The following is a 22,312-nucleotide window of genomic DNA, read 5'->3' as shown; positions in this document are numbered from 1 at the left end:
GCCCTGCCACCATGTCCGACCTGCTGCGCGCCCCCGCCGAGATCAAGTACGCCGAGGAGCTCGACTGGCTCGAGTCCGTCGACGACGCGCCCAAGCCCTTCGCGTGGCGGCTGTCCCCGAAGATGATCCGGCTGTTCGTGCTCGGCTCCGAGCCGTCCGACGGCCTCGACCGCGAGATCCCGCAGAAGTGGTTCGGCGACCGCAGCATCGTCGAACGCGCCGTCGTCACCCTCGCGTCCGACCGCGGCCTGCTGCTCATCGGCGACCCCGGCACCGGCAAGAGCTGGCTCGCCGAGCTCCTCGCCGCCGCGATCAGCCGCAACTCGACGCTCGTCGTGCAGGGCACCGCCGGCACCACCGAGGACCACATCAAGTACTCGTGGAACGTGTCGATGGTCATCGCCAAGGGCCAGTCCCGCGAGTCGATGATCCCCTCGCCGATCATGACCGCGATGGAGGGCGGCGCCATCGGCCGCTTCGAGGAGCTGACCCGCTCCACCAGCGACGTCCAGGACGCGCTCATCTCCATCCTGTCCGAGAAGTACATCTCGGTGCCCGAACTGGACAGCGACAACATCGTCTTCGCCAAGCCGGGCTTCTCGATCATCGCCACCGCGAACAGCCGCGACCGGGGCGTCAACGACCTGTCCTCCGCGCTCAAGCGCCGGTTCAACTTCGTGCGCATCCCCGTGGTGACGAACAGGAAGAGCGAGTCGGAGATCGTCCGCTTCCGCACCGAGGAACTGCTGCGCCGCCACCAGATCGAGCTGGACGTCCCGCCGACGCTGCTCGACGTGCTGCTGCAGAGCTTCGCCGACCTGCGCGCGGCCGCCGCCTCGGCGGGCAGCGACGACGAGAAGCTGGAGTCGGCGCTGTCCACCGCCGAGCAGATCGGCGTGCTCGAAGACGCCATCCTGCACAGCAACTTCTTCGGCGACCGCGCCCTGACCGCGGGCACGCTCGCGGCCTCGCTCGTCGGATCGCTCACCCGCCGCGAGCCTGAGGACCTGGCCATCATCAACAAGTACCTGCACGGCGTCGTCGAGCCGCGCAGCAAGGACGAGGGCGGTGCCTGGCCGGAGTTCCTGGAGGGCGGCCGCAACGCGATCGCGAGCATGTCATGAGCGGCGTCGTCACCCGGTCCGCCGCGGGGCCTTCCGTCGAGGGGTCGTTCACCGCGCTGCGCACCCAACTCCAGGACGCCGCCGCGACGTTCGCCGAGGGTCCTGACGCGCTCGGTGAGATCCTGCTCGGCATCGTCGACGACGTCGACCGCGCCGTCCGCGAACCGCTCGAGATCTTCCCGGTCTGCCACCACTCGCCGGCGTCCGCGCTCGCCATGGCGCGGCGGCTGCGGGAGAAGCAGCCCAAGGTCGTCTACCTCGAACTGTGCGAGGACATGGCGCCGTTGCTCACCGAGCTGCGCAACTGCACGCTCCCGGTGGCGGTCCAGGCGTTCGCCGCCGAGATCGAGGGGTTCCCGGCCGAGTGGGCGCCGCTGTCGGTGGTCGCGCCGATCACCGAGGCGTCCGCCGAGTACCAGGCGATCGCGTACGCGCTGGAGACCCCCGGCGTCGAACTCGTCCTCGTCGACCGCTCGTCCGACCACGTCTTCCAGTGGGAGCCGCGCGACACCGCGGCCCCCGAGGCGCCCGCTGACCCCGACGCACCGCCCGTCGAGGAGGAGGCCGCCCTGCACGGCGACGCCGTCGGCGTCGAGATCGGCGACCTGCGGCCCCGCTTCGCCCAGCTGGAGGAGCACCTGCTGCGCCACGGCCGGGTCCGGCACTGGTCCGAGTGGTGGCACCAGTACGTCGAACTCCCGCTCGGCGACAAGGACAGCGACTACGCCACCTACCGGCAGGTCATGCTGCTCATCGGCAGCCTGTTCCGGCGCCTCGCCCCCGGCGACGCCCGCCGCGTCCAGGTCGACGAGGACCGCGAGCGCTACATGTGGACGCGCATGCGCGAACACCTGGCCGCCACCGGGACCGACCCGGCCGACTGCCTGTACGTGTGCGGTGCCTTCCACGCGGCGAGCCGCGTCGACGAGTTCGGCGTCGACGGAACGGACGGCTTCGCCATCAGCCCGCCCGGCGGGACGAAGTGGCAGTACGGGCTGATCCCGTCCAGCCACGCCGCGATAGAGGCCCAGTTCGGGCTGGCCGCGGGGTCGGTGTCGATCGCGGCGACCGTGTGGCAGAAGAACCTGAAGCGCAACGGGGTCGCGCCGTACCGGCTGGTCGGCCAGGGCGCGGCCAAGAAGACGGCCGCCGCGGCGAAGAAGGCCGTCGCGAAGAAGACCGCGCAGATCCCGGCCCAAGCTCCGGCCCCGGCTCCGGACGACGCGGCGGACAAGCTGACGGGCTTCCTCCAGCGCCCGCCCGTCATCGACCGCCTCGACGAGGCCGAACTGCTGGGCTGGTCCGTCGACATCGTGCGCGCCGCCCGCCGCAACGGCTACCTGGCGTCCACCGCCGACGCCATCGCGGTGTTCGAGACGTCGATCCTGCTGGCCGGCATGCGCGACCGCGCCAGGCCCACGCCGTACGACTTCCAGGACGCCGCCGTCACGTGCATCGAGAAGGACGCGGTGCCGGGCCGGCGCGACGTACGCCGCCTCGTCGAGATCATGATGGGCGGCGACCGCGTCGGCAAGGTCGGCTACGACGCGCTGCCGCCGCTGGCGCGCAACGTGCACGACCGGCTCGCTCCGCTCGGGCTCAAGCTCGAACAGCGCGGTGTGCAAAGGGCGTTGATGGACATCGCCGGTCGGCCCGAACTGGCCGCCTGCTCCGACGTCCTGTGGATGCTGCGCTACCTGATGCCGCACGGCGCCGCCCGGCCGATCATGGGGGAGCGGCGGCTCGGCGAACGGTCCATCCAGGAGTCGTGGGACCTGGCGCTCGGCACCCACCAGCGCGCCCTCATCGAGCTCGGCTACGAGGGCGTCAGCGTCGAGCAGGTCCTCGAACAGCGGCTGCGGCGCGCGGCGTACGGGCCCAAGGCCACCGCGGCGAGCGTCCTCGAGGGCGTCGAGGACGCGACGCTGTACCTCGGCAGCCGCCGCCTCGCCGACGAACTCGGCCTGCGGGCCCTCGAACTCCTGGCCGCCGAACGCACCGTGGACGGCGCCCCCGAGGTGCTGCGCCGCGTCCGGCGGCTGCTGGCCTACTACCGGACCAGCGAGCCGACACTGCCGGGCTGGATCGAGTCGTTCGTCAAAACCGCGTACGCGCACTACTGCACGCTGCTGCCGACGGCGTTCACCGACGACGACGCGACGGTCCGCCAGGTCGCGGCCATGCTGGGCTTCCTGTTCAGCATGGAGAGCCTCGCCCTGTCGCTCGGCTGCGACCGGACGCAACTCGAGCTCGCGGTCGCGCAGTCGCACCCCGAGGACCCGTCCAAGCTCGCGCTGCTGTGGGCCGCCCAGCTCCACCTCGGGCGCCTGACCCGCGCGGCGCTGCGGGCCCGCTGCGACGAACTGCTGGGGAACCCGCTGGTACTGCCCGCGTACCCGCGCTATCTCAGCGGCTTCGTGCAGGCCCTCGAACCGGTGCCGGGGCTGTCCGACTTCGTCGTCGAGGCGGTGTCGAACGCGTTCGGGCGGCTGCCGGACCGCGTGCTGCTTCCGTGGCTCCCGACGCTGATCACGACGCTGCGCGCGGACGGCGCCGAACTGGCGCCGCTGCTGGTGCGCGAGGCGGGCCGGGTCTTCCCGGGCCGGCTCGCGGACCTCGACGCGTGGATCGCGCCGTGGCGCGCGGGGGAGCCCGCGCAGGTCCCCGCGGCTGCGCGGCGCGGCAAGGCGGGCGGTGTCGGCCTCGCCCTGCTGGCCGCCCACCCGGCGACCTGCGACGCGGTCGCGGACCTGCTCGGCTGCGAGGGCACGTGGGCCGATCCTGGCGCGGCAAGCGCCGACGGGCTGGCCCTGGTGGGACGGCACCCGGCGACCGCACAGGCGGTGGCGGCGCTGCTGGGCCGCTGACCTGGTCGTTTGCGCACGAGGGCGGGGCGGGCGGCCGGGCGGGCCGCCCCCCCGCGTGCCGGTGGGGCGGGGGCCCGGCCCGTGGGGGTGGGCCCCCGGGGGGGGGCCGCCCCCAGGGGCGGCCGCCCCGCCCTCGTGCGTGTCGTGCGTGGATCAGCCCGCGAGTTCACCCAGCTCGCACGTGGGGACGTGGATCCAGCCCTCGACGGCCGCGCTGGCGACCGCCTCGGGGGACAGCGGGCGCGTCGTCCGGCCCAGCGCGACCGCGCGTGCGACGAGTGCGGCCACGAGCGCGTCCAAGGCGTCGTCGGAGTCGGTGCACAGCTTCGTCGTCTCGTCGTCCAGCTCCAGGCCGACGGCCTCGCCGATCTCGCCCAGGATCTGCTCCCGGGCGTTGCGGCCGTGCTCGGACTGTTTGTAGCCGGTCGGGGGCAGCAGCTCCCAGGCCCGCAGCGCCGCCGCGGGGTAGACCTCCGCCGCGAGGCCCGCGCCCGCCCGGTCGACGCTTCGTCCCAGCGCCTGCCCGACCTCGTCGAGCAGCAGCGCGCAACGCATCGCGGTCACGCCGATGCGGTCGGTGGACACGCTGAGCGGCCGGTGGCCCTCGTCCTTGAGCATCTGGTCGGTCATGCGGTAGCTGAGCGAGCGCCGGTACGCCTGCTGGTCCTCCGCGTCGCGTCCGGGCCACGCGGCGTGCCGCTGGTGGGCGGTGACCGCGGCGGTGAACGCCTGCGGCCAGCCGAAGGGACAGTCGATGCCTGCCTTGTCGATCCCGGGTGTCAGCAACCACGTGCGGACCCGGTCGTCGTCCGCGCCGCGTTCCAGCTGGACGCGGGCGAGACCAGGCCCCCAGGTGATCTGGCAGACCCCGGTCTTGGCGGGCTCGGCAGCCAAGTCGATGCCGAGTGTGCGCATAGGTCCATCCTGACCCTCAGGGCAAGCCCGCGCACATCCTGGCCGCGCTCACCGGGGCTGCGGCGTTCCGGTGCCGGGGGCGTACCAGCCGTACGGGCTCGGCAGCGCCCCGGCCCTGGTCTCCGGCGCGTAGTGCCGTCCGAAGAGCTCGGCCACCAGGTCGCGGCGGCTGGAGACGTCGGCCTTGGCCAGGATCGACTTGAGGTGGTCCTGCACGGTGTACGGCGTGATGTGCAGCAGCTCGGCGATCTGCGCCGTCGACAGGCCGCGCAGGACCAGACCGGTGATCTCGCGCTCGCGCGGGGTCAGGGCGTACGCGCGGACCATCACGTCGGCGAGGTGCGCCTGACGGGCGGGCTCGACCACGATCGCGACGCGGTCGGGCGCGGCGTCGCCGGTCAGCGGGGTGGTGGTCGAGCCGTGCAGGAGCAGCCAGCCGCCGTCGCGGCGCGGGAGCCGGGCCTGCGCTGGGAGGTCCCCGTGGCCGGCCGCCGCCGCGCGTGCAGCTGCGGCGACGGAGCGGACGCTCGACGGGACGGTGCCGGGGTCGGTGATCTGGGCCAGCCAGTACGCCGCCTGCGCGGTCGTCTCGACCACGGCCCCCTGCGCGTCGGCGATCAGCACGCCCGGGGCCTCGGAGGCGGGCACCGCGGGCGGCGGCGCGGCCACCGCGTCCCGGAGCATGCAGCGGCGCAGCCCGTCCGCGATCGTCGGCGCGAGCGCGGCCAGCAGCTCCACGTCGGACGGGGTGAACGGCGCTCCGCCGAAGCGGTAGGCGACCACGGTGCCCCAGCAGTCCTCGCGGTCGCGGAACGCGGCGCGCAGCTCGTCGGTGACGCCGAGGCCGGACAGCAGCTCCCGCCAGCGGGCCGACGCCGCGAGGTCGCCGCCGGTCGCGGCGTGCAGCGACGCGGCGGGTGTGCGGGCGCGGGCGAGGTCGCGCATGTGGTTGACGTCGTCGGTGCGGAACTCCAGGTCGAACAGCTGCTGTTCGAGCGCGTGGTCCTCCGGCATGCCGATCAGAACGCAACTGGTGAACAGCAGCGTCGCGGGGTCGGTGGTCGACCAGGCCGCGACGTCCCACCCGACGGCGGGGCGCAGCACGGCGTCGACGGCCGCGCGGAACTCCGCGAGACCGGTCGCGCGGTGCGACGCCCGCAGGATCGCGCGCCGGGCGCGCTCTATGGAGGACTCGGACATACCCCGCAGGATAGGACCCGTCGGGCCGGAGCAAGATCCCCGGTTTCTGGGATGGGCGCTCCCGGCGGCCGTTCGTAGGTTTCTCGGCATGAACACAGCGAGCGACACAACGGCGGACACGGCGAAGCCCACGGCGACGGACGCCACCGAGCGGAACAAGGCCACGATGCGCCGGATCTACGAGGAGGCGTTCGACCGGGGCGAGACCGCCGTCCTCGACGAGGCCTTCGACCCGGGCATCGTCAACCACACCGCGCCGCCCGAGCACCGCACCGGCGTCGCGCCGCTGCACGGGCTCGTGGCGATGCTGCGCACCGCGTTCCCGGACGGGCGCACCGAGATCGAGGACATGGCCGCGGTCGGCGACGTCGTGGTGATGCGGAACTGGTACGCCGGCACCCACCTCGGGCCGTTCCTCGGCCACGAGCCGACCGGGCGTGAGTTCCGGTTCCGGCAGATCCACTGGATGCGCTTCGACGCCGACGGCAAGGTCGTCGAGCACTGGGGCGTCCGCGACGACGTGGCGCATCTGCAGCAGCTCGGCATCATCGGCTGAGCCTTTCGAGCCCGCGGTGGTCAGGGGGGGACCGGAACCACCGCACCAGCGTGCCGGCCGGCAGGGGAGGCCGGCCGGCACGCGACCCCTTGTCGTCGTGTTGCCGTTGTCGTGGGAGCGCGAAGCCTGCAAGGTGTCCGTGGAGCCGAGGGGACGGAGACGGACATGGCGAAAGCGGAAGCGGCCCGCAGACCGGTGTTCTCACGCATGTACGCGAAGGTCTTCGGGCCGGGGCTGGCCAAGGCGGGAGTGGGCGCGCACCGCAGCCGCACGCTCGCCGGACTGGCCGGCACCGTGGTGGAGATCGGCGCGGGGCACGGGCCGAACTTCCGCTACTACCCGGCGGAGGTGACCCGGGTCGTCGCGATCGAACCGGAGCCGGGGCTGCGGGCGGCGGCGGCCAGGGTGGCCGAGTCCGCGCCGGTGCCGGTGGACGTTCTCGACGCGGTGGCGAGTGAACTGCCTTTCGGAGAAGGTGAGTTCGACGCGGCTGTCGCCACCTTGACGCTCTGCTCGGTCCGCGACCCGCACGCCGCCCTGGCCGAGATCTACCGCGTCCTGCGCCCCGGCGGCGAGCTGCGGTTCTTCGAGCACGTGCGGGCCGACACACCGGGGATGCGCCGCGCCCAGCGCGCGGTCGACGCGACGATCTGGCCGCTCCTGTGCGGCGGCTGCCACACAGGCCGCGACACGGAGTGGGCGATCAGGCGGGCCGGGTTCGAGATCACCGAGCTCGACCGGTTCATGTTCCCGGAGTCCAAGGTGCCGACACCGGCGTCGAGCCACATGCTGGGCGTCGCGGTGCGGCCCGCCTGAGGCCTTACGCGTTGCGGTGCGCGCGCCAGATGCGGCGGGACGGGGCGATGGGGTCGGCGGCCATGCCGGGTTCGACGTCCCAGATCCGGGTCGGCGCCTCGTCGGCGGTGAACCGCGGCCAGCCGGGGTCCCCGTGGGCGGCGAACGCGGTCCACGCGGAACGCAGGTCGCCTGAGATCCGGACGAACTCCTCGGGCAGCGAACCGCCTTCGAAGAACAACTGGCCGATGTCGCCCTCGGCGTGGCCGAACGTGGCCGCGATGTCGATCGCGTGGGCCGCACCGAAGACGCCGCCGAGGGCCGGGCTGCCCCAGAAGAACTCGTACAGGAACGCGCGTCCGCCGGCCGCCGTGTGGGCCTCGGCCAGCCAGATGGCGGGGACGCGGAACAGGGCGTCGGAGTACATCGCGGTGTACAGGGCGCCCTCGGACTCGCCCGGGTAGCCGGCGCGGTAGGCCGCGGGCGCGGACGGATCGAGGCCCAGGGCGCGTGCGGTGTCCTCGAGCGCGATCGAGCGCGGCGGCGACTGGCCCGGCGCGGGGACCGCGACCGGTCCGAGCGCGCCGTGCTGCAACGACCACAGCGTGAACTCGTCGCGGGTGTAACCGCAGATCAGGTCGATGTCGGAGGCGGCCCCCGAACGGACGGCGCGCCACGGCAGGTCGACCACGGTCGTGCCGTCGACGGTGGGGGAGAACGCGGTGATGGCCTCCGGTGTCGACCACGCCGTGGGGTCCGCCAGCATCGACGCGAGCGGAGCGTCCTGGACGGCGAGCAGGCGCTCGACGGGTACCGACGCCAGCTCGTCGGCCCTGACGCCGGCCGCCTCGCAGATCAGCGCGGAGATCCGGCGCGACTCCTCCTCGGGCAGATAGCGCCCGGCCATGCTCTGCACGATGGCCCGGCGGAACAGGCCCTTGGCGTGCGGCGCCGTCATGAGCGCCGCGACAGACGCGCCGCCGCCCGACTCGCCGAAGATCGTGACGTTGTCGGGGTCGCCGCCGAAGCCTGCGATGTTCTCCCGGATCCACGCGAGCGCCGCGGCCTGGTCGAGGAAGCCGCGGTTCGCGGGCGCGCCGGGCACGTACCCGAAGCCCTCGAAGCCGACGCGGTAGTTGAACGACACGTACACGACGCCGTCGCGGGCGAGCACCCGTCCGTCGTACGTTTCGCTCGACGAATGGCCGGTCTTCCAGCCGCCGCCGTAGATCCAGACCATGACGGGCAGCCGGTCGCCTTTGCCGCCTGGCGTCCAGACGTTGACGCTCAGGCAGTCCATGCCGTCGGAGGGCTGCCACACCACGGGGTTCTCGGGGAAGAACGGCAGCTGCGGCGGCGGTGTGCCGAACGCGTGCGCGGGCCGCACGCCGTCCCAACGCTCGGCCGGTGCCGGCGCCTGGAACCGCAACGGCCCCTCGGGCGGCGCGGCGAACGGGATGCCCCGGAACACCGCCAGCCCGCCCTCCCGGACCCCCTCGACCCGGCCGCCGGTCGTGGCGACCACCAACCCCGCAGACTCTTCGGGCATGTTGCGACTCCCCCCGGGTTCTCCCCACCGTGCGCCTCTGCGGCGCGCGGAACAGCACGGGTGAGGCGCCCTTTGCTCGCGCCGGGCCTCCCCACCCCCAAGGAAATTATGCCGTCAGAATGACCATCGTCAATGTTTCGACATCTATTTGGCCGTGCTGATGTCCGCCTCTGCCCACCGCTTACTCCAGGCGTTCAACGGCAAAAGCACCGCAACGAGTTCTGCGCCCAGCTCGGTGAGGTGATAGCCGCCGTCCTCCTGGGCGACCAGCCGACTCGCCTGCAACTCCTCCAATCGAGTGGTCAGCACGCTCGCGGACATGCGCTCGCAGCGGCGCTGCAACTCACGGAAGCCTGCGGGTGCTTGGTGCAGCTCCCAGAGGATCCGGAGCGCCCAACGGCGCCCGAGCAGGTCGAGCGCGACCATGATCGGCCGCCCGCTGTCGGACCCGCGCACGGGTCGGCCTGCTCGCAGGTTGCCATCATCCAAAGCCTGCTCCCTCCTTGCGCTTCGATTTCCGAAGCATCATAGTGGTGCGAAATTCGAAGCACGAGGGGACGTCATGCCGCGCATCGAACCGCTCGAACCTCCGTACCCCGACGACATCGACCGCGCCCTGCGCCGGTGGATGCCGCCCGGGGTGCCGTACGAACCACTGGTCCTGTTCCGCGTCCTCCACCGCAACCCGGAACTGGCCTCGAGGATGTTCGCCCTCGGCGCCGGACTGCTCGGACACGGCCGACTACCCGCCCTCGACCGCGAAATCGTCATCGCCCGCACCACCGCCCGAGCAGGCTGCACCTACGAATGGGGCGTCCACGCGGCCACCCTGGCCCCGGCCTCCGGACTGACCCCGTCCGCCGCCGCAGCCCTGGCCCACCCCACCCGTACAGCCGACATCGCCTGGCCACCCCGCCACGCAGCACTCATCCAGGCCGTCGACGAACTCCACGACACCGCCCAGCTATCCGACCCCGCCTGGGACGCCCTGCGCCCGCATTACGACGACAGCGAACTGCTGGAACTCCTGGTCCTGATCGGCTGGTACCGAACCATCAGCTACGTAGCCAACGCCCTCCGCCTCCCCCCGGAGCCGTGGGCACCGCCGCTCCCGACCCCGTAACGCCTTACGCCCCGAGCACCCGCCCACAGGCCTCGGTCAGACGACGGGCTCCCGTCATGGCGTGCGAGGATCTCCGACCATGGGACAGACGCTGTACTTTCCGGTGTTCGAGTCCGACGACCTGGACGCGACCTACGCCGCCGCCCAGCGGCTGCTGGCGCTGGCGGATACCGGCCGCATGAACACCATGCTGTGGGCGGACGCGCCGGAGAAGTCGGCGATCGAGGGGCTGCTGGACGCCGTGCCGGAACCCGATCACCCGGCGACAATCGCGCAGGAGAGTGAGCGTTCGTATCGCCCGGGGTGGTGGACCCTCGAAGCGTCGTACCGAGCCAGGCCGGACGTCGAGCGCCCGATACTCAATGCGGCCGGGCACATGATCGCGTCCGTCGGGTGGTGGGATCTCGTGTGGCCGGAGGTTCCCGAACTCGCCCTGCCCAGCCGGTCGGAGTACTCCGAGCTGCAGTTGATGATGAACTGCGCGGGCCTTTACCGGGATGAGCCCGCCGAAGGGCACCGGGTGTACCTCCACGTGAAGTGGACCACCTTCGAAGGCGACCGGCGTGCTGAGTGGTTGGCGGAGCAGGCGGGTCTGCAAATCCTCGGGCCGGGCGAACTCGGCTGGTAGCCGAACCCGGCCGTGCCGGACCTCGGCGTGCCGCCCCCGGGAAACCGTTCGACGGTGGCGGCCCGGACAGGCGATGATCCGCACTCGTGACGACAACGGAGCGGTTTCTGGTCGAGGCGGCGGCGCGCCCCCACGGCTTCGAGCCGATCGGTCCTCTGCGGATCTGGCTTCAGGGCTGAGACGGCACGGGCGCCGAGTCGTCGGGCTAGCGCACCACGCGGTAGTGGAGGTACACGACCTTCGACGTGAAGGTGCGCGTCTCGACGAGGTCGAGATTCACGCGGCGTTCGTGCTGCGGGAAGAACGGAATGCCGCCGCCGACCAGGACCGGGTGGACCATGGCGCGGTACTCGTCGATCAGCCCCAGTTCGGCGGCTTGGGCGGCGAGGGTGGCGCCGCCGATCGCGATCTCGCTTTCCCCCGGCTCGGCCCGCAACCGCTCGATCTCCTCCGCCAGGTCGCCAGAGGCCAGGCGGGCATTGCCCTGCACCGCTGTCAGCGTGGTGGAGAACACGACCTTGGGGAGCGGCTTCCAGAGCGCGGTCCACTCGCGCTCGGCGTCGCCCAGCGATGGATCCTGGTCGGCGGTCTCCCAGTACAGCATCGTCTCGTACAGGCGTCGCCCCATCAGGTGGGTGCCGACCCCCTTGATCTCGTCGATCCACCAGCGGAAGACCTCCGCGTCGGGCCCCGTCCAGTCGAAGCCGCCGTCCGGCCCGACGATGTAGCCGTCAAGGGACATGCCCATGGAGTAGGTCACGCTGCGCATCAGAAGTCCTCCTCGGTGGTTGGTTCGACGGTATGGCCGCCGGTCCCGCGGCACTGGGCAGGCTCGCCGGTGATCGCCTCCGACGGGTACGGGGCCGCCCGGCTCTCGTGCTCGAAGCGGCGATAGAAGTCGCCCATTACTGCCGCGACAGGTGCGTGCCGGAGGAGCACGTCCGCGACTGCAGCCGGGATTCCTTCGGGGCGCGTCCCCTGGGCGCAGCTGTGCACGAATGCCTGGCGTTCGTCCGGCGTGTACCCGTTCAAAGCGAACGCCAGCCAGTTCACCAGGTGCGTGGCGCTGTAGCGCTCGTCGTAGGTGCGGTGCAGCTCGTAGAAGTCGGCCTCGTCCTGTGCGAGCTCGAAGTCGGAGGAGATCGCGAGGCCGTAGTCGGCGAAGAAGAGCCGTCGGCCGTCGGTGAGGATGTTCTCGAAGTGGGCGTCGAAGTGCAGCAGCCCGCGGGCGTTCATGAACGCCACTCCCGCCTTCAGCTCGCTCTCCACCATGGCGCAGGCCCGCTCGGCCGCCTCGTCGCCGGCCTTGATCTGGACGCCCAGCCAGTCGTGCAGGTTCTGCGGGATGTACTCGAGGAACAGCAGGAGGCCGGCCGAGGCCTCGCGGAGGTCTTCGATCCGGCTGCGCACCGCGGAGCCGCCTCCCCAGTAGGCGACGGCTCGTTCCACGTCGGCCAGTTCGTCGGGGAGGGGCTGGCCGGCGTCCGGGAGCACGCGCCAGTGGTGCATCAAGGGGAAGCCCTCGTAGTCGCCATCGATCACCCAGGCCGTCGTCATGGCGTGCACGGCCAGCTCGCGCCAGGCGCCGAACGACGGGCTTCCGATGCTGCCGACGCCGTAGTGGCAGAAGGTCGGCAGCCCGAACAGGTTGGCCGTGGAGTGGGCGTTCTCCGGCCGCCGCTCCAGGTCGGTCAGGCGTATCTGCTTGACGAAGACCGCGGTTCCGTCGACCTCCAGCAGCAGGGTTTTCCCGCCGATGCCGGAGCCGATCGGGGTAGCGGAGTCCACGAGTTCGCGTAGGTGGCGGTCGGTGCGGCGTGCCAGGGACGCGGCAACGGCCCGGTGGGCGGACAGCCGGGCGCTGTGGGACAGGTCAGGGTTCCTCACCGATGCCTCCATCGGCGTCAAGCTACAGGCCCCCTGCGACACGGAGGATCGCGCCGGTTGTGTAGGCCGCGTCGGGGGAGAGCAGCCAGGCGACGGCTGCGGCGATCTCCTCGGGCTGACCGGCGCGGCGGAGGGGGACGGTGGGGGCGAGCTCGGCGGGGCGTTGGGGGTCGGCGTGGAAGTCGGTCCAGACGCTGCCGGGGGCGACGGCGTTGACGCGGATGCCGCGGGGTCCGACCTCCTTGGCGAGGCCGACGGTCATGGCGTCGACCGCGGCTTTGCCGGCGGCGTAGTGGACGTACTGGCCGGGGCTGCCGAGGGTGGCCGCGGCGGAGGAGATGTTGACGATCGCGCCGCCGCCGGTCGCGGACATCTCGCGGACGGCTCGCCGGGCGCAGAGGAGGTAGCCGAGCACGTTGACCTCGAGCGCGCGGCGCATGCCGTCGGCCGAGGCGCCGGCGAGCGGGCCGACGGGGCCGCTGATGCCGGCGTTGTTGACCAGCCCGGTGACGGGCCCGAGCTGGGCGGCGGTGTCGAAGAGGGCCTCGACCGAGGCCTCGTCGGCGGTGTCGACGGCGACCGCGAGGGCGTTTCCGCCGACCCATGTGACGTCGGCCGCGACCTCCTCGGCGGCCAGGGCGTCCGCGTGGTAGCCGACCACGACGTGGTGGCCGTCGGTGGCCAGGCGTCGGCAGACGGCCGCGCCGATGCCGCGGCTTCCCCCGGTCACGACGGTGATGTTCTGGTCCGGCATCGTTGGCTCCCAGCGCGGTCGGTCGTGCGTCTTGCGGACTGCGCGGCGAGCCTAAGTCGGTGCGGGACGGGGCAGGATGGGACCTTTCGTCCTAGGATCCCGGTCCCGAGGCTGCGTGCCCCTGTCGCCGTCGGCCCGATGCCCGGATCATGTACCGACGCGTCGGAGGGGGAGCGGTCGTGGACGAGCCACGGGCACGGTACGTCGAAGGAACCACCCTGGCGCACGCCGCCGCACCCGCCCGGCCGGGCGCCTCGTACAGCCGTCTGCTCCAAGGCCCCGCCTGGCTCCCGGTGTTGCGCCAGGATCTCGCCGAGGCCAAGCCCGGCCGCGCCGAACGACGGCGTCCGATGGCCGCGTTCGTCCAGGTGACCGACGTCCACGTCACCGACGTCGAGAGCCCCGCCCGCGTCGAGTTCCTGCACCCGTTGGTGCATCCGATGTTCCGCCCTCAGGAGGCACTCGGCCTCGTGTCGACCGTCGCGCTGATCGAGCGGGTCAACGCGCTCACCCACGCCCCTTTCACCGGGCGGCCGTTGGACTTCGCCATCAGCACCGGCGACAACACCGACAACCACGAGCACCTCGAACTCGACTGGCTTATGTGCCTGTTCAACGGCGGCCGGATCGACCCGAGGTCGGGTGACCGTGCCCGGTACGAAGGCGTCCAGGCTTCCGGCGAGCCCCTCTACTGGCATCCAGGAGACCGTCTCAAGGGCGACCGCTACGCCGAAGCGGGCTTCCCGTACCTGCCCGGCCTCCTGGACCACGCCGTCACACGGGAGTTCGCCTCGCCCGGCCTGCGCCTGCCCTGGTACTCCGCGTTCGGCAACCACGACGACAGCGTGCTCGGCGGCATCATCGCCGGCGGCGACAGCATGGCCGACTGGTACACCGGCACGCGCAAGGCGGTCGCGCGGGACGAGCGCGGCACCCGGCGGGTCCTGCGCGCCATCGCGTCCGGTGCCGGCGTCCCGATGGAGGAGATCTTCGGCCCCGACGCCACGCTGGCGGAGGTCACCGCGGACGAGCGGCGCAGCCCGTTCACGCCCGCCGAGTACGTCCAGGCCCACCTCGACCCCGCCAACACCGGTCCGGGCCCCGTCGGCCACGGCTTCACCGAGGCCAACGCCGACGGCCGCGACGCCTACTACACGTTCCGCGTCGCGCCCGGTGTGCTCGGCGTCAGCCTCGACACCACCTGCACCGGCGGCTTCGGCCACGGCTCGATCGGGCAGCGGCAGCTGACCTGGCTCGAGGACGTCCTGACCCGGCACAGCTCCGCCTCGTACGGCACCGACGGCCGGCGCCGCACGCACCCCGGCGACGACGAACTCGTCATCGTCTTCAGCCACCACAGCAGCGAGACCATGAGCAACACGCTGCCCGACCTGCGCCGCCCCGACGACCCGCGGCTGCTCGGGGACGCGCTCGTCGCCCTGCTGCACCGCTTCCCGAACGTCCTCGCCTGGGTCAACGGCCACACCCACTACAACCGCGTCACCCCGCACCCCGGCCCGACCCCCGCGCAGGGCTTCTGGGAGGTCAACACCGCCTCCCACGTCGACTTCCCGCAGCACGCGCGCGTCGTCGAGGTCGCCGACAACGCCGACGGCACCGTCTCGCTGTTCACCACGCTGGTCGAGGCGGACTCGCCGTACGCGGCCGAGCACGACGACTGGACGCCGCGCGGGCTCGCCGCGCTGTACCGCGAGCTGGCGTACAACGACATCCACGCCGACCGCGCCTGGCCGGGGGAGCCCGGAGACCGCAACACCGAGCTCGTGCTGCCGCACCCGTTCGCGTAGCCCCACCGGTACTCCACCGGGGTGGATTCGCGCCGCCCCCGCCGCGTCCTCGCGATCCGATAGCGCTATTTGTGGTTGAAATGCCGGTATGTTCGGCTCGGTCACGCGGTCACGGCGCCCATGAGCGGACGGGAGGCCACGGCGGCGCGACTCGGCGGCGACGACGGCTACACACCCGACCCGCGCCGATGGCAGGCGCTCGCGGTGTGCCTGCTCGCCGGGTTCATCACGCTGCTCGACGTGTCGATCGTGAACGTCGCGCTGCCGTCCATCCGCGAGGCCCTCGGCGCGAGCGTGGGCGACATCCAGTGGGTGCTGTCGGGATACGCGCTCACCTTCGGCCTCGCCCTGGTCCCGGCCGGGCGGATCGGCGACGCGCGCGGCCGCCGCATGATGTTCATGCTCGGCGTCGGACTGTTCACCGCCTCCAGCGCGCTGTGCGGCGCCGCCCAGACGCCTCTCTGGCTCGTCCTCGCACGGCTGTTGCAGGGCGTCGCGGGCGGACTGCTCACCCCGCAGGTGTCGGCGCTCATCCAGCAGATGTTCCGCGGCGCCGAACGGGCGCGGGCGTTCGGCCTGTTCGGGTCCGTCGTCGGGATCTCGACCGCGGTCGGGCCGGTTTTGGGCGGCCTGATCATCGAGGTGTTCGGCGTCGAACGCGGCTGGCGGTGGATCTTCTTCGTCAACCTCCCCATCGGTGTCGCGGCGTTCGTCCTGGCCAGGCGGGTGCTGCCGCCGCCGGAGCACGAGCACCGGCCGTGCCTGCGCCAGCTCGACCCGGTCGGCGTGATCCTGCTCGGCACGGCGGTCGTCCTGCTGCTGCTCCCGCTCGTGGAGGAACGCGAGTGGCAGGGCAACGAGAAGTGGCTGCTGATCCCAGCGGCGGCGCTGCTGCTGGCGGCGTTCGTCTGGTGGGAGGCCCGGTACCGGCGGCGCTACGAACCGCTCGTGGAACTCGGGTTGTTCCGGGAGGCGTCGTACACCTACGGCTCGCTGGTGATGCTGTTCTACTTCGCGGGCTTCACGTCGATCTTCTTCGTCCTCACCCTGTACCTGCAGTCGGGGCTCGGCTTCACGGCGCTGAAGGCGGGCCTGACCGTGACCCCGTTCGCGCTCGGCTCGGCGGTCGCGGCCGCCGTCGGCGGGCATCTCGTCGCGCGCTGGGGGCGGCGCCTGGTCGCCGCCGGGCTGATCGCGGTGATCGTCGGATTGGCGGTCACCGTGGCCGTCGTCGGCCACGTCGAAGGCGACGCCACCGCGTGGGCGCTGGTCGCGCCGCTGGCCGTCGCGGGGCTGGGGAGCGGGCTGGTGATCGCGCCCAACCAGGCGCTCACGCTGGCGAGCGTCCCACCGGCGCGCGGCGGCAGCGCGGGCGGCGTCCTCCAGACCGGGCAGCGCATCGGCTCGGCGTTCGGCATCGCGGCGGTCGGCTCGACGTTCTTCTCCCGGCTCGCGGCGAACGGCGGTCGCGACTGGGCCGGGCCGCTGCGCACGGGGCTCGGGGTCTCGATCGGATTCGTCGCCGTCGCACTCGCCGTAGCGGCCGCCGACATCGTGCACGAACGGCACGCGGCGGGGGAGGAAGAGGCCGGCGCGTGACGAGCGCGGCTACGACGCGACGTCCACCAACTCGGGCTCGAACAGGCCGAGCGGGACGAACCCCGTGCTGAGGCCGTCCGTGCCGACCAGGCGTCCCATGCACTTGACCACCTGGAGGGTGACCGCCGAGTCGACGAGCTCGATGCGGGGGAATCGGCGCGCCCAGTCCGCCTCGATCGCGGGGGCGTCGCGGGACTGACGCAGCCACATGACCACCACGAGGTTCGCCGCTCCGGTCAGCGAGACGCACAGGCGGACGTCGCCGAGCGCGCTCAGCTCGGCGGCGGTCGCGTCCAGGTCGGCCGGAGGGACGCGCAGCCACCACGTCGCCGTGACCGGCCAGCCGGCGAGCGGGCGGGCGAGTTCGCAGCGGAACCGGGCGTAGCCGGACGAGATCAGCCGGGACAGCCTGCGGGCCGCGGTCACCGCGCTGATGTTCAGCCGACGGGCGAGCTCGGTGGTGCTGAGCCGCCCGTCGGGGCCGAGATGGGCGAGGAGCGCGCGGTCGTACGCGTCCAGCGGGTACGCCGCGCCCGAGGCGGCGGGTGCGAGTTCGGCCAGCCGGCGGCGCTGGTCGCGGTCGAGGGCGCGCAGCCGCCAGGCGCCGGTGTCCTTGTAGAGGCGGCGCGGCATCTGGACGCGGATGCTGGTGATGCCGGGGACGGACGGCAGCCGGGTCTGGAGGTAGTCCGCGAGCTCGCCCGCATTGCTCGCCGCCGCGCAGATGAGCAGGTCGCGGGCGCCGGTGACGTGCTCGATGTTGATCACCGGCCGGTGGTGGGCGAGCTCGGCGAACACCGCCGGGATCCGCCCCGGGGCGACCGTCAGCTCGGCCATCGCGACGCTGTTGACCGGCGCCTCCGTGCCGTGCGCGAGACCCGGGTGGCAGGTCATCCACGCGGCGCCGGACGCCTGCAGGCGGCGCCACCGCCGCGCGAGGGTCGCGGGCGCCGCGCCGAGCACCGGCGCGAGGTCGGACCAGGAGGCGCGCGGGACCAGTTGCAGGGCGTGGACCAGCGCCAGGTCGAGTTCGTCCAGTGCGTCGGGACCGGGCACGGCGTTGGTTTCGAGCATCAGTCGGGCCTCCCAGGACGGCTTCCGCCATCCGCGGTGACGTCGGGCGTGGAACCGCAACCCTGGCGGGGGTCCATGGCAGCCCTGTGGACGGCCGACGACACTCGCAAGGACGAACGGTGAAACTGCTGCGCCATCACGACGGGACGGCGTTCCGCGATCTGAACCACAACGGCACGATGGAGCCGTACGAGGACCCGCGGCTGCCGGCCGACGAGCGGGTCGCCGACCTGCTCCCGCGGATGACTCTGGCCGAGAAGGCCGCGCTGATGTGCCACGGGCGCCTTTTTACCGCGCGGCACGACACGTTCCCAGAGGAATGTGCGGCGCCGGCCGACGCCGGGGTCAGCCACTTCCTGCTCATGACGATGCCCGAGCCCGCCGTGATGGCGCGCTGGAACAACCACCTCCAGGACCAGGCGGCCGCCACGCGGCTCGGCATCCCGGTCACGCTGTCCTCGGACCCGCGGCACGGCTTCGCCGCCAACGCGGCGGTCGCCCACCTGTCCGGCGGGTTCAGCCGCGGCCCCGAGCCGATCGGCCTGGCCGCGACCGACGACCCCGGGCTGGTCGCCGAGTTCGCCGCGGCCGCGGCCCGCGAGCTGCGCGCCGTCGGTATCCGGGTCGCGGTGCACCCCATGGCCGACCTCGCCACCGAGCCCCGGTGGGCCCGGATCCACGGAACCTTCGGCGAGGACGCCGGACTCGCGTCGCGCATGCTCGCCGCCTACATCGGCGGGTTCCAGGGCGACCGGCTGGGGCCGGACAGTGTGGCCTGCATGGTCAAGCACTTCCCCGGCGGCGGCGCGACCGCGGCCGGCGAGGACCCGCACTTCTCGTACGGCCGCTTCGCCGCCTACCCCGGCGGCAACCTGGAGTACCACCTCCGCCCCTTCGAGGCCGCCCTGGAAGCCGGCTGCGCACAGGTCATGCCGGGCTACGGGATCCCCGTCGGCACCGGCATGGCCGAGGTCGGCGCGTGCTTCAACCGCGACGTGGTCGCCGGCCTGCTGCGCGGGCGCTACCGCTTCGACGGCGTGGTCTGCACCGACTTCAACCTCCTGGCCGGGATGGCCATCCCCGGCCGGGGCGCGCTGCCCGCCCGCAACTGGGGCGTCGAGCACCTGCCGCTGGAGGAGCAGGTGCGCATGCTGCTGGACGCCGACGTCGACCAGTTCGGCGGCGAGACCCGCCCCGAGCTGATCGTCGACGCCGTGCGGTCCGGCGCCGTCACCGAGTCCCGCATCGACGCCTCGGTACGCCGCATCCTGCGTGACAAGTTCCTGCTCGGGCTGTTCGACGACCCCTATGTGGACCCGGACGCCGCCGCCGAACTCGTCGGCGACGCCGCGACGCGCGCGCTGGGCCGCACCGTCCAGCGCCGCTCCCTCGTCCGCCTGTCCGGCACACCGCTCGGCTACGAAGCGGACTGCGCGCTGTACGTCGAGAACATCGACCCGCAGGTGGCATCCCGCTACGGCAAGGTCGTGGACCGGCCCGAGGACGCCGACCTGGCCGTCGTCCGCGTCGACGCGCCGTACGAGCACCGCGAAGGGCTGCTCGAAGCCGCCTTCCGCGCCGGGTCGCTGGAGTTTCCGCCCGGCGAGACCGCCCGCCTGAACCGGCTCGGCGCGACCGTGCCGCTCGCCCTGTGCGTCCACCTCGACCGGCCCGCCGTACTCACCGGCGTCGCAGACACCGCGCTCCTGCTGCTGGCCGACTTCGGCGCCGAGGACGACCTGGTCCTGGACGCCGTGTTCGGACGCGCCGAAGCCGAGGGACGCCTGCCGTTCGACCTGCCCTCGTCCATGCGCGCCGTCGAGGAGTCGCGCGAAGACGTGCCGTTCGACACCGCGGACCCGCTGTTCCGCTTCGGCCACCCCGCGAACCCCCACATCTCTGAGGGACCTGAAGGAGAGGGATCATGACCCGCACGACCCGGCTGCTCGCCGCGACGGCCGCACTGGCCGGCGTGCTCGCGGGCGCGAGCGCCTGCACGACCTCCGACGACGCGGTCGCCGGCAAACCGCCCGCGTCCAACGGCGGAACGGCCAAGGAGGGCGGCACCCTCAAGGTCGGCCTCGACCGGCCGTTCGGGAAGCTGGACCCCGCCGACGCGACGTTGACCAGTCAACCGATGTTCCTTCTGGCCAACGCCCTGTTCGACCCGCTGATGGTCAACGACGCCGCGGGCGGCGTGCACCCCTACCTCGCCAAGTCCTTCACCCCGAACGCGGACGCCACCCGCTGGACGCTCGAGCTCACCCCGGGCGTGACCTTCAGCAACGGCGCCCCGCTGGACGCCCAAGCGGTCGTCGCCCACGTCACCCGGCTCACCAAGCCCGAGACCAAGTGCTCGTGCATCGTGGACGCGGCCACCATCGCTGGCATGGCCGCCGCGGGGCCCACCACCGTCAGGTTCGACCTCAAGGCGCCCAACGCCACGTTCCCGAACCTGTTCACCCGCGCCCTCGGGTACATCGCCGCGCCCGGCACGAGCCCCGACGCCGTGGTGGGCTCCGGCCCGTTCACCGTCGCGAGCAGCCAGACCGGCGTGTCGGTCACCGTCACCAAGAACGCGAACTACTGGGGCACCAAGCCGCACGTCGACCGCGTCGAGTACAAGGTGCTCCCGGACACCGACAGCCGGTATCAGAGCCTCCGCTCCGGCGACACCGACCTCATCTGGACGGAGACGCCGTCCCAGCACAAGCAGGCCGCCGCCGACGGGCTGCGCAGCGCGACCGCGCCGGCCGCGGTGTCGGTGGCCCTGCTCAACACCACGACGGCGCCGTTCGACGACGCGCGCGTACGGCAGGCCATGCAGTACGCGATCGACCGTGAGGCGCTGCTCAAGGTCGTCAACCTCGGACAGGGCGGCGTGGCCGACGGGCCCCTGCTGTCCACGTCGCCGTACCGCAAGAACCCCTCGTATCCCGGGTTCGACCCGGCCAAGGCGAAGGCGCTCCTCGCCGAATCCGGCAAGCAGGTCTCGTTCGACTACCTGGTGCCCAGCACCCCTGCCTCGCAGCAGCGCGCGACCGTGATCCAGCAGATGCTCGGCGACGTCGGCATCAAGATGACCGTCAAGCCCGCCGACGCCGCCGCGCAGGCCACCGCGCTGGGACAACGCCAGTTCCAGGCCCTCGACTTCACCACCAGCATCCTGGGCGACACCGACCTCGGATTCCCGTCGCTGTTCCTCGCCCGCAGCCCGTTCAACTTCACCGGCTTCACCACGCCTCAGGTGGAGGAGGCCCTCAATCGCGGCCGCGCGGCGCTGGACGCCGCCGCCCGCGGCACCGCCTACGACGACGTGGCCAAGGCCGTCGTCCGGGACGCGCCGATGCTGTTCCTCACCGAGAACCGGGTCGGCTACATCGCCTCCGGCAAGGTCGGCGGCGTGCCCGCGCTCGACAAGGCGACGGTCCTCAACCTGTCCCCGACGGGACTGTGGCTCACGTGAGCGCGCGGCTTCTCCGGCGGGCGTCGCTGCGCGTCGCCCGCGCCGCCGCCGTGCTTTTCACCGTCGCCCTCGGCGCGGCGGCACTGCCCCGCCTGATGCCCGGCTCCCCGGCGCTCGCCGCACTCGGACCCGGCGCGACCCCCGAACAGGTGGCCGCGTACAACGACCGTGTGGGGATGGACGAGAACGTCCTCGCCGCACTGTGGCAGTGGCTCACCGACGCCGTGCACGGCGACCTCGGACGCTCGCTGCTCAACGACGTCCCGGTCGCCACCGAACTGGGCGACCGCATCCCGGTGACCCTCGAACTGTTCCTGACCGCGCAGATCGTCGCCCTCGCGGTCGCCGTCCCCGTCGCCCTGCGCTCCGCGTGGAAGCCCGGCGGCGTCTTCGACCGCGTCGCCACCACTGGGGCGTTCGTGGTGACCGCCGCACCGGGGTTCGTGCTCGGACTGCTGCTCATCTACGTCGCGGCCGTCCAGATGCGCGTGCTCCCCGCGACCGGCTGGGTGCGCTTCACCGACGACCCGGTGGAGAACCTGCGGCACCTCGTGCTGCCCGCGCTGACGCTCGGGCTCACCGAAGCGGCCGTCTTCACCCGAACATTGCGGGTGCAGCTGATGGACACGCTCGACCAGCCGTACATCGCGGCCGCCCGCGGGCGCGGCATGTCCACCCGCCGACTGCTCACGCGCCGCGCGCTGCGGCCCTCGTCGCTGCCGCTGGTCACCCTCGTCGGCCTTGGCATCGGTACTTCGCTCGGCGGATCCGTGCTGGTGGAGACGCTGTTCGCGGTGCCCGGCATCGGCAGCCTCGTCGCGACCGCCATCGCCGGGCGCGACTTCCCCGTCCTGCGGGCCGTCATCGTCGTGTCCGCGGCCGGCGTGGTCGCCGCGACGCTCGCCGTCGACCTGCTCTACCGCCGACTCGACCCCCGGATCGCCGATGCACGCCGATGAATCCCGAC

At 72.5% G+C, this 22,312-nt stretch carries 19 protein-coding genes; 11 read left to right on the top strand and 8 right to left on the bottom strand.

The genetic code is table 11. The features are described 5' to 3' along the window. Nucleotides 1-11: 11 nt before the first annotated feature. A complete protein-coding gene (locus QI554_RS05995) occupies nt 12-1,124 on the top strand; it encodes an ATP-binding protein (protein WP_281466647.1) in 1,113 nt (370 codons plus the stop codon). Then, nucleotides 1,121-3,991, top strand: coding sequence for a DUF5682 family protein (locus QI554_RS05990; RefSeq protein WP_281466645.1), 2,871 nt, complete (start codon nt 1,121-1,123; stop codon nt 3,989-3,991). Before QI554_RS05995 ends, QI554_RS05990 begins: the two co-directional genes overlap by 4 nt. Nucleotides 3,992-4,144: 153 nt before the next feature. Here QI554_RS05990 and QI554_RS05985 read toward each other — a convergent pair whose 3' ends face one another. Beyond that, nucleotides 4,145-4,906 (bottom strand): DUF429 domain-containing protein, encoded by a 762-nt coding sequence (locus tag QI554_RS05985; RefSeq protein WP_281466643.1) that lies wholly within the window; start codon nt 4,904-4,906, stop codon nt 4,145-4,147. A gap of 48 nt (nt 4,907-4,954) precedes the next feature. Next, complete coding sequence (locus QI554_RS05980; RefSeq protein WP_281466640.1) at nt 4,955-6,106, bottom strand: helix-turn-helix transcriptional regulator; 1,152 nt, start codon at nt 6,104-6,106, stop codon at nt 4,955-4,957. An 88-nt stretch (nt 6,107-6,194) separates the two neighbouring features. Here QI554_RS05980 and QI554_RS05975 point away from each other — a divergent pair, with 88 nt between their 5' ends. Together QI554_RS05975 and QI554_RS05970 are read left to right on the top strand one after the other, a co-directional pair. Then, complete coding sequence (locus QI554_RS05975) at nt 6,195-6,662, top strand: ester cyclase (RefSeq protein WP_281466638.1); 468 nt, start codon at nt 6,195-6,197, stop codon at nt 6,660-6,662. Between the two features lie 165 nt (nt 6,663-6,827). Next, the gene (locus QI554_RS05970) at nt 6,828-7,478 is read left to right on the top strand and encodes a class I SAM-dependent methyltransferase (protein ID WP_281466636.1); all 651 of its coding nucleotides are present in this window, start codon (nt 6,828-6,830) and stop codon (nt 7,476-7,478) included. Between the two features lie 4 nt (nt 7,479-7,482). Here QI554_RS05970 and QI554_RS05965 read toward each other — a convergent pair whose 3' ends face one another. Together QI554_RS05965 and QI554_RS05960 are read right to left on the bottom strand one after the other, a co-directional pair. Then, entirely contained in the window at nt 7,483-9,006 is a 1,524-nt protein-coding gene (locus tag QI554_RS05965; RefSeq protein WP_281466634.1) for a carboxylesterase/lipase family protein, read from the bottom strand. A gap of 144 nt (nt 9,007-9,150) precedes the next feature. Next, entirely contained in the window at nt 9,151-9,432 is a 282-nt protein-coding gene (locus QI554_RS05960; protein WP_281466716.1) for a winged helix-turn-helix transcriptional regulator, read from the bottom strand. Between the two features lie 136 nt (nt 9,433-9,568). Between QI554_RS05960 and QI554_RS05955 the strand changes: the two genes are divergently transcribed. Beyond that, nucleotides 9,569-10,129 carry a carboxymuconolactone decarboxylase family protein gene (locus tag QI554_RS05955; protein WP_281466632.1) on the top strand — a complete coding sequence of 187 codons (561 nt, stop codon included), beginning with the start codon at nt 9,569-9,571 and terminating at the stop codon, nt 10,127-10,129. A 79-nt stretch (nt 10,130-10,208) separates the two neighbouring features. Next, complete coding sequence (locus QI554_RS05950; RefSeq protein WP_281466630.1) at nt 10,209-10,757, top strand: hypothetical protein; 549 nt, start codon at nt 10,209-10,211, stop codon at nt 10,755-10,757. A 205-nt stretch (nt 10,758-10,962) separates the two neighbouring features. On the opposite strand, the gene QI554_RS05945 is transcribed toward QI554_RS05950, so the two are convergent. From QI554_RS05945 to QI554_RS05935, 3 genes are read right to left on the bottom strand one after another with little or no spacing between them, the layout of a single operon-like run. After that, complete coding sequence (locus tag QI554_RS05945) at nt 10,963-11,526, bottom strand: dihydrofolate reductase family protein (protein ID WP_281466627.1); 564 nt, start codon at nt 11,524-11,526, stop codon at nt 10,963-10,965. Further along, nucleotides 11,526-12,656, bottom strand: coding sequence for a protein kinase family protein (locus tag QI554_RS05940; RefSeq protein ID WP_425527919.1), 1,131 nt, complete (start codon nt 12,654-12,656; stop codon nt 11,526-11,528). Before QI554_RS05940 ends, QI554_RS05945 begins: the two co-directional genes overlap by 1 nt. 10 nt (nt 12,657-12,666) lie before the next feature. Next, a complete protein-coding gene (locus QI554_RS05935; RefSeq protein WP_281466623.1) occupies nt 12,667-13,398 on the bottom strand; it encodes an SDR family NAD(P)-dependent oxidoreductase in 732 nt (243 codons plus the stop codon). A 179-nt stretch (nt 13,399-13,577) separates the two neighbouring features. Between QI554_RS05935 and QI554_RS05930 the strand changes: the two genes are divergently transcribed. Both QI554_RS05930 and QI554_RS05925 read left to right on the top strand, forming a co-directional pair. Next, nucleotides 13,578-15,206 (top strand): TIGR03767 family metallophosphoesterase, encoded by a 1,629-nt coding sequence (locus tag QI554_RS05930; protein WP_281466621.1) that lies wholly within the window; start codon nt 13,578-13,580, stop codon nt 15,204-15,206. A gap of 120 nt (nt 15,207-15,326) precedes the next feature. Next, nucleotides 15,327-16,805, top strand: coding sequence for an MFS transporter (locus QI554_RS05925; RefSeq protein ID WP_281466619.1), 1,479 nt, complete (start codon nt 15,327-15,329; stop codon nt 16,803-16,805). A gap of 9 nt (nt 16,806-16,814) precedes the next feature. On the opposite strand, the gene QI554_RS05920 is transcribed toward QI554_RS05925, so the two are convergent. Then, complete coding sequence (locus QI554_RS05920; protein ID WP_281466616.1) at nt 16,815-17,879, bottom strand: Lrp/AsnC family transcriptional regulator; 1,065 nt, start codon at nt 17,877-17,879, stop codon at nt 16,815-16,817. Nucleotides 17,880-17,998: 119 nt separating this feature from the next. Between QI554_RS05920 and QI554_RS05915 the strand changes: the two genes are divergently transcribed. Genes QI554_RS05915 through QI554_RS05905 form a run of 3 tightly spaced genes read left to right on the top strand, consistent with a single transcriptional unit; the run spans nt 17,999 to nt 22,304 of the window. Continuing rightward, the gene (locus QI554_RS05915) at nt 17,999-19,807 is read left to right on the top strand and encodes a glycoside hydrolase family 3 protein (RefSeq protein WP_343230763.1); all 1,809 of its coding nucleotides are present in this window, start codon (nt 17,999-18,001) and stop codon (nt 19,805-19,807) included. Beyond that, entirely contained in the window at nt 19,804-21,345 is a 1,542-nt protein-coding gene (locus QI554_RS05910; protein ID WP_281466615.1) for an ABC transporter substrate-binding protein, read from the top strand. Before QI554_RS05915 ends, QI554_RS05910 begins: the two co-directional genes overlap by 4 nt. After that, complete coding sequence (locus tag QI554_RS05905) at nt 21,342-22,304, top strand: ABC transporter permease (RefSeq protein ID WP_281466613.1); 963 nt, start codon at nt 21,342-21,344, stop codon at nt 22,302-22,304. Before QI554_RS05910 ends, QI554_RS05905 begins: the two co-directional genes overlap by 4 nt. Nucleotides 22,305-22,312 lie beyond the last annotated feature (8 nt).

This window comes from Yinghuangia seranimata (assembly GCF_029953285.1).
GTDB lineage: Bacteria > Actinomycetota > Actinomycetes > Streptomycetales > Streptomycetaceae > Yinghuangia > Yinghuangia seranimata.
The sequence above is the reverse complement of the archived record's forward strand: the minus strand, read 5'-3'. Positions and strand labels throughout refer to the sequence as shown.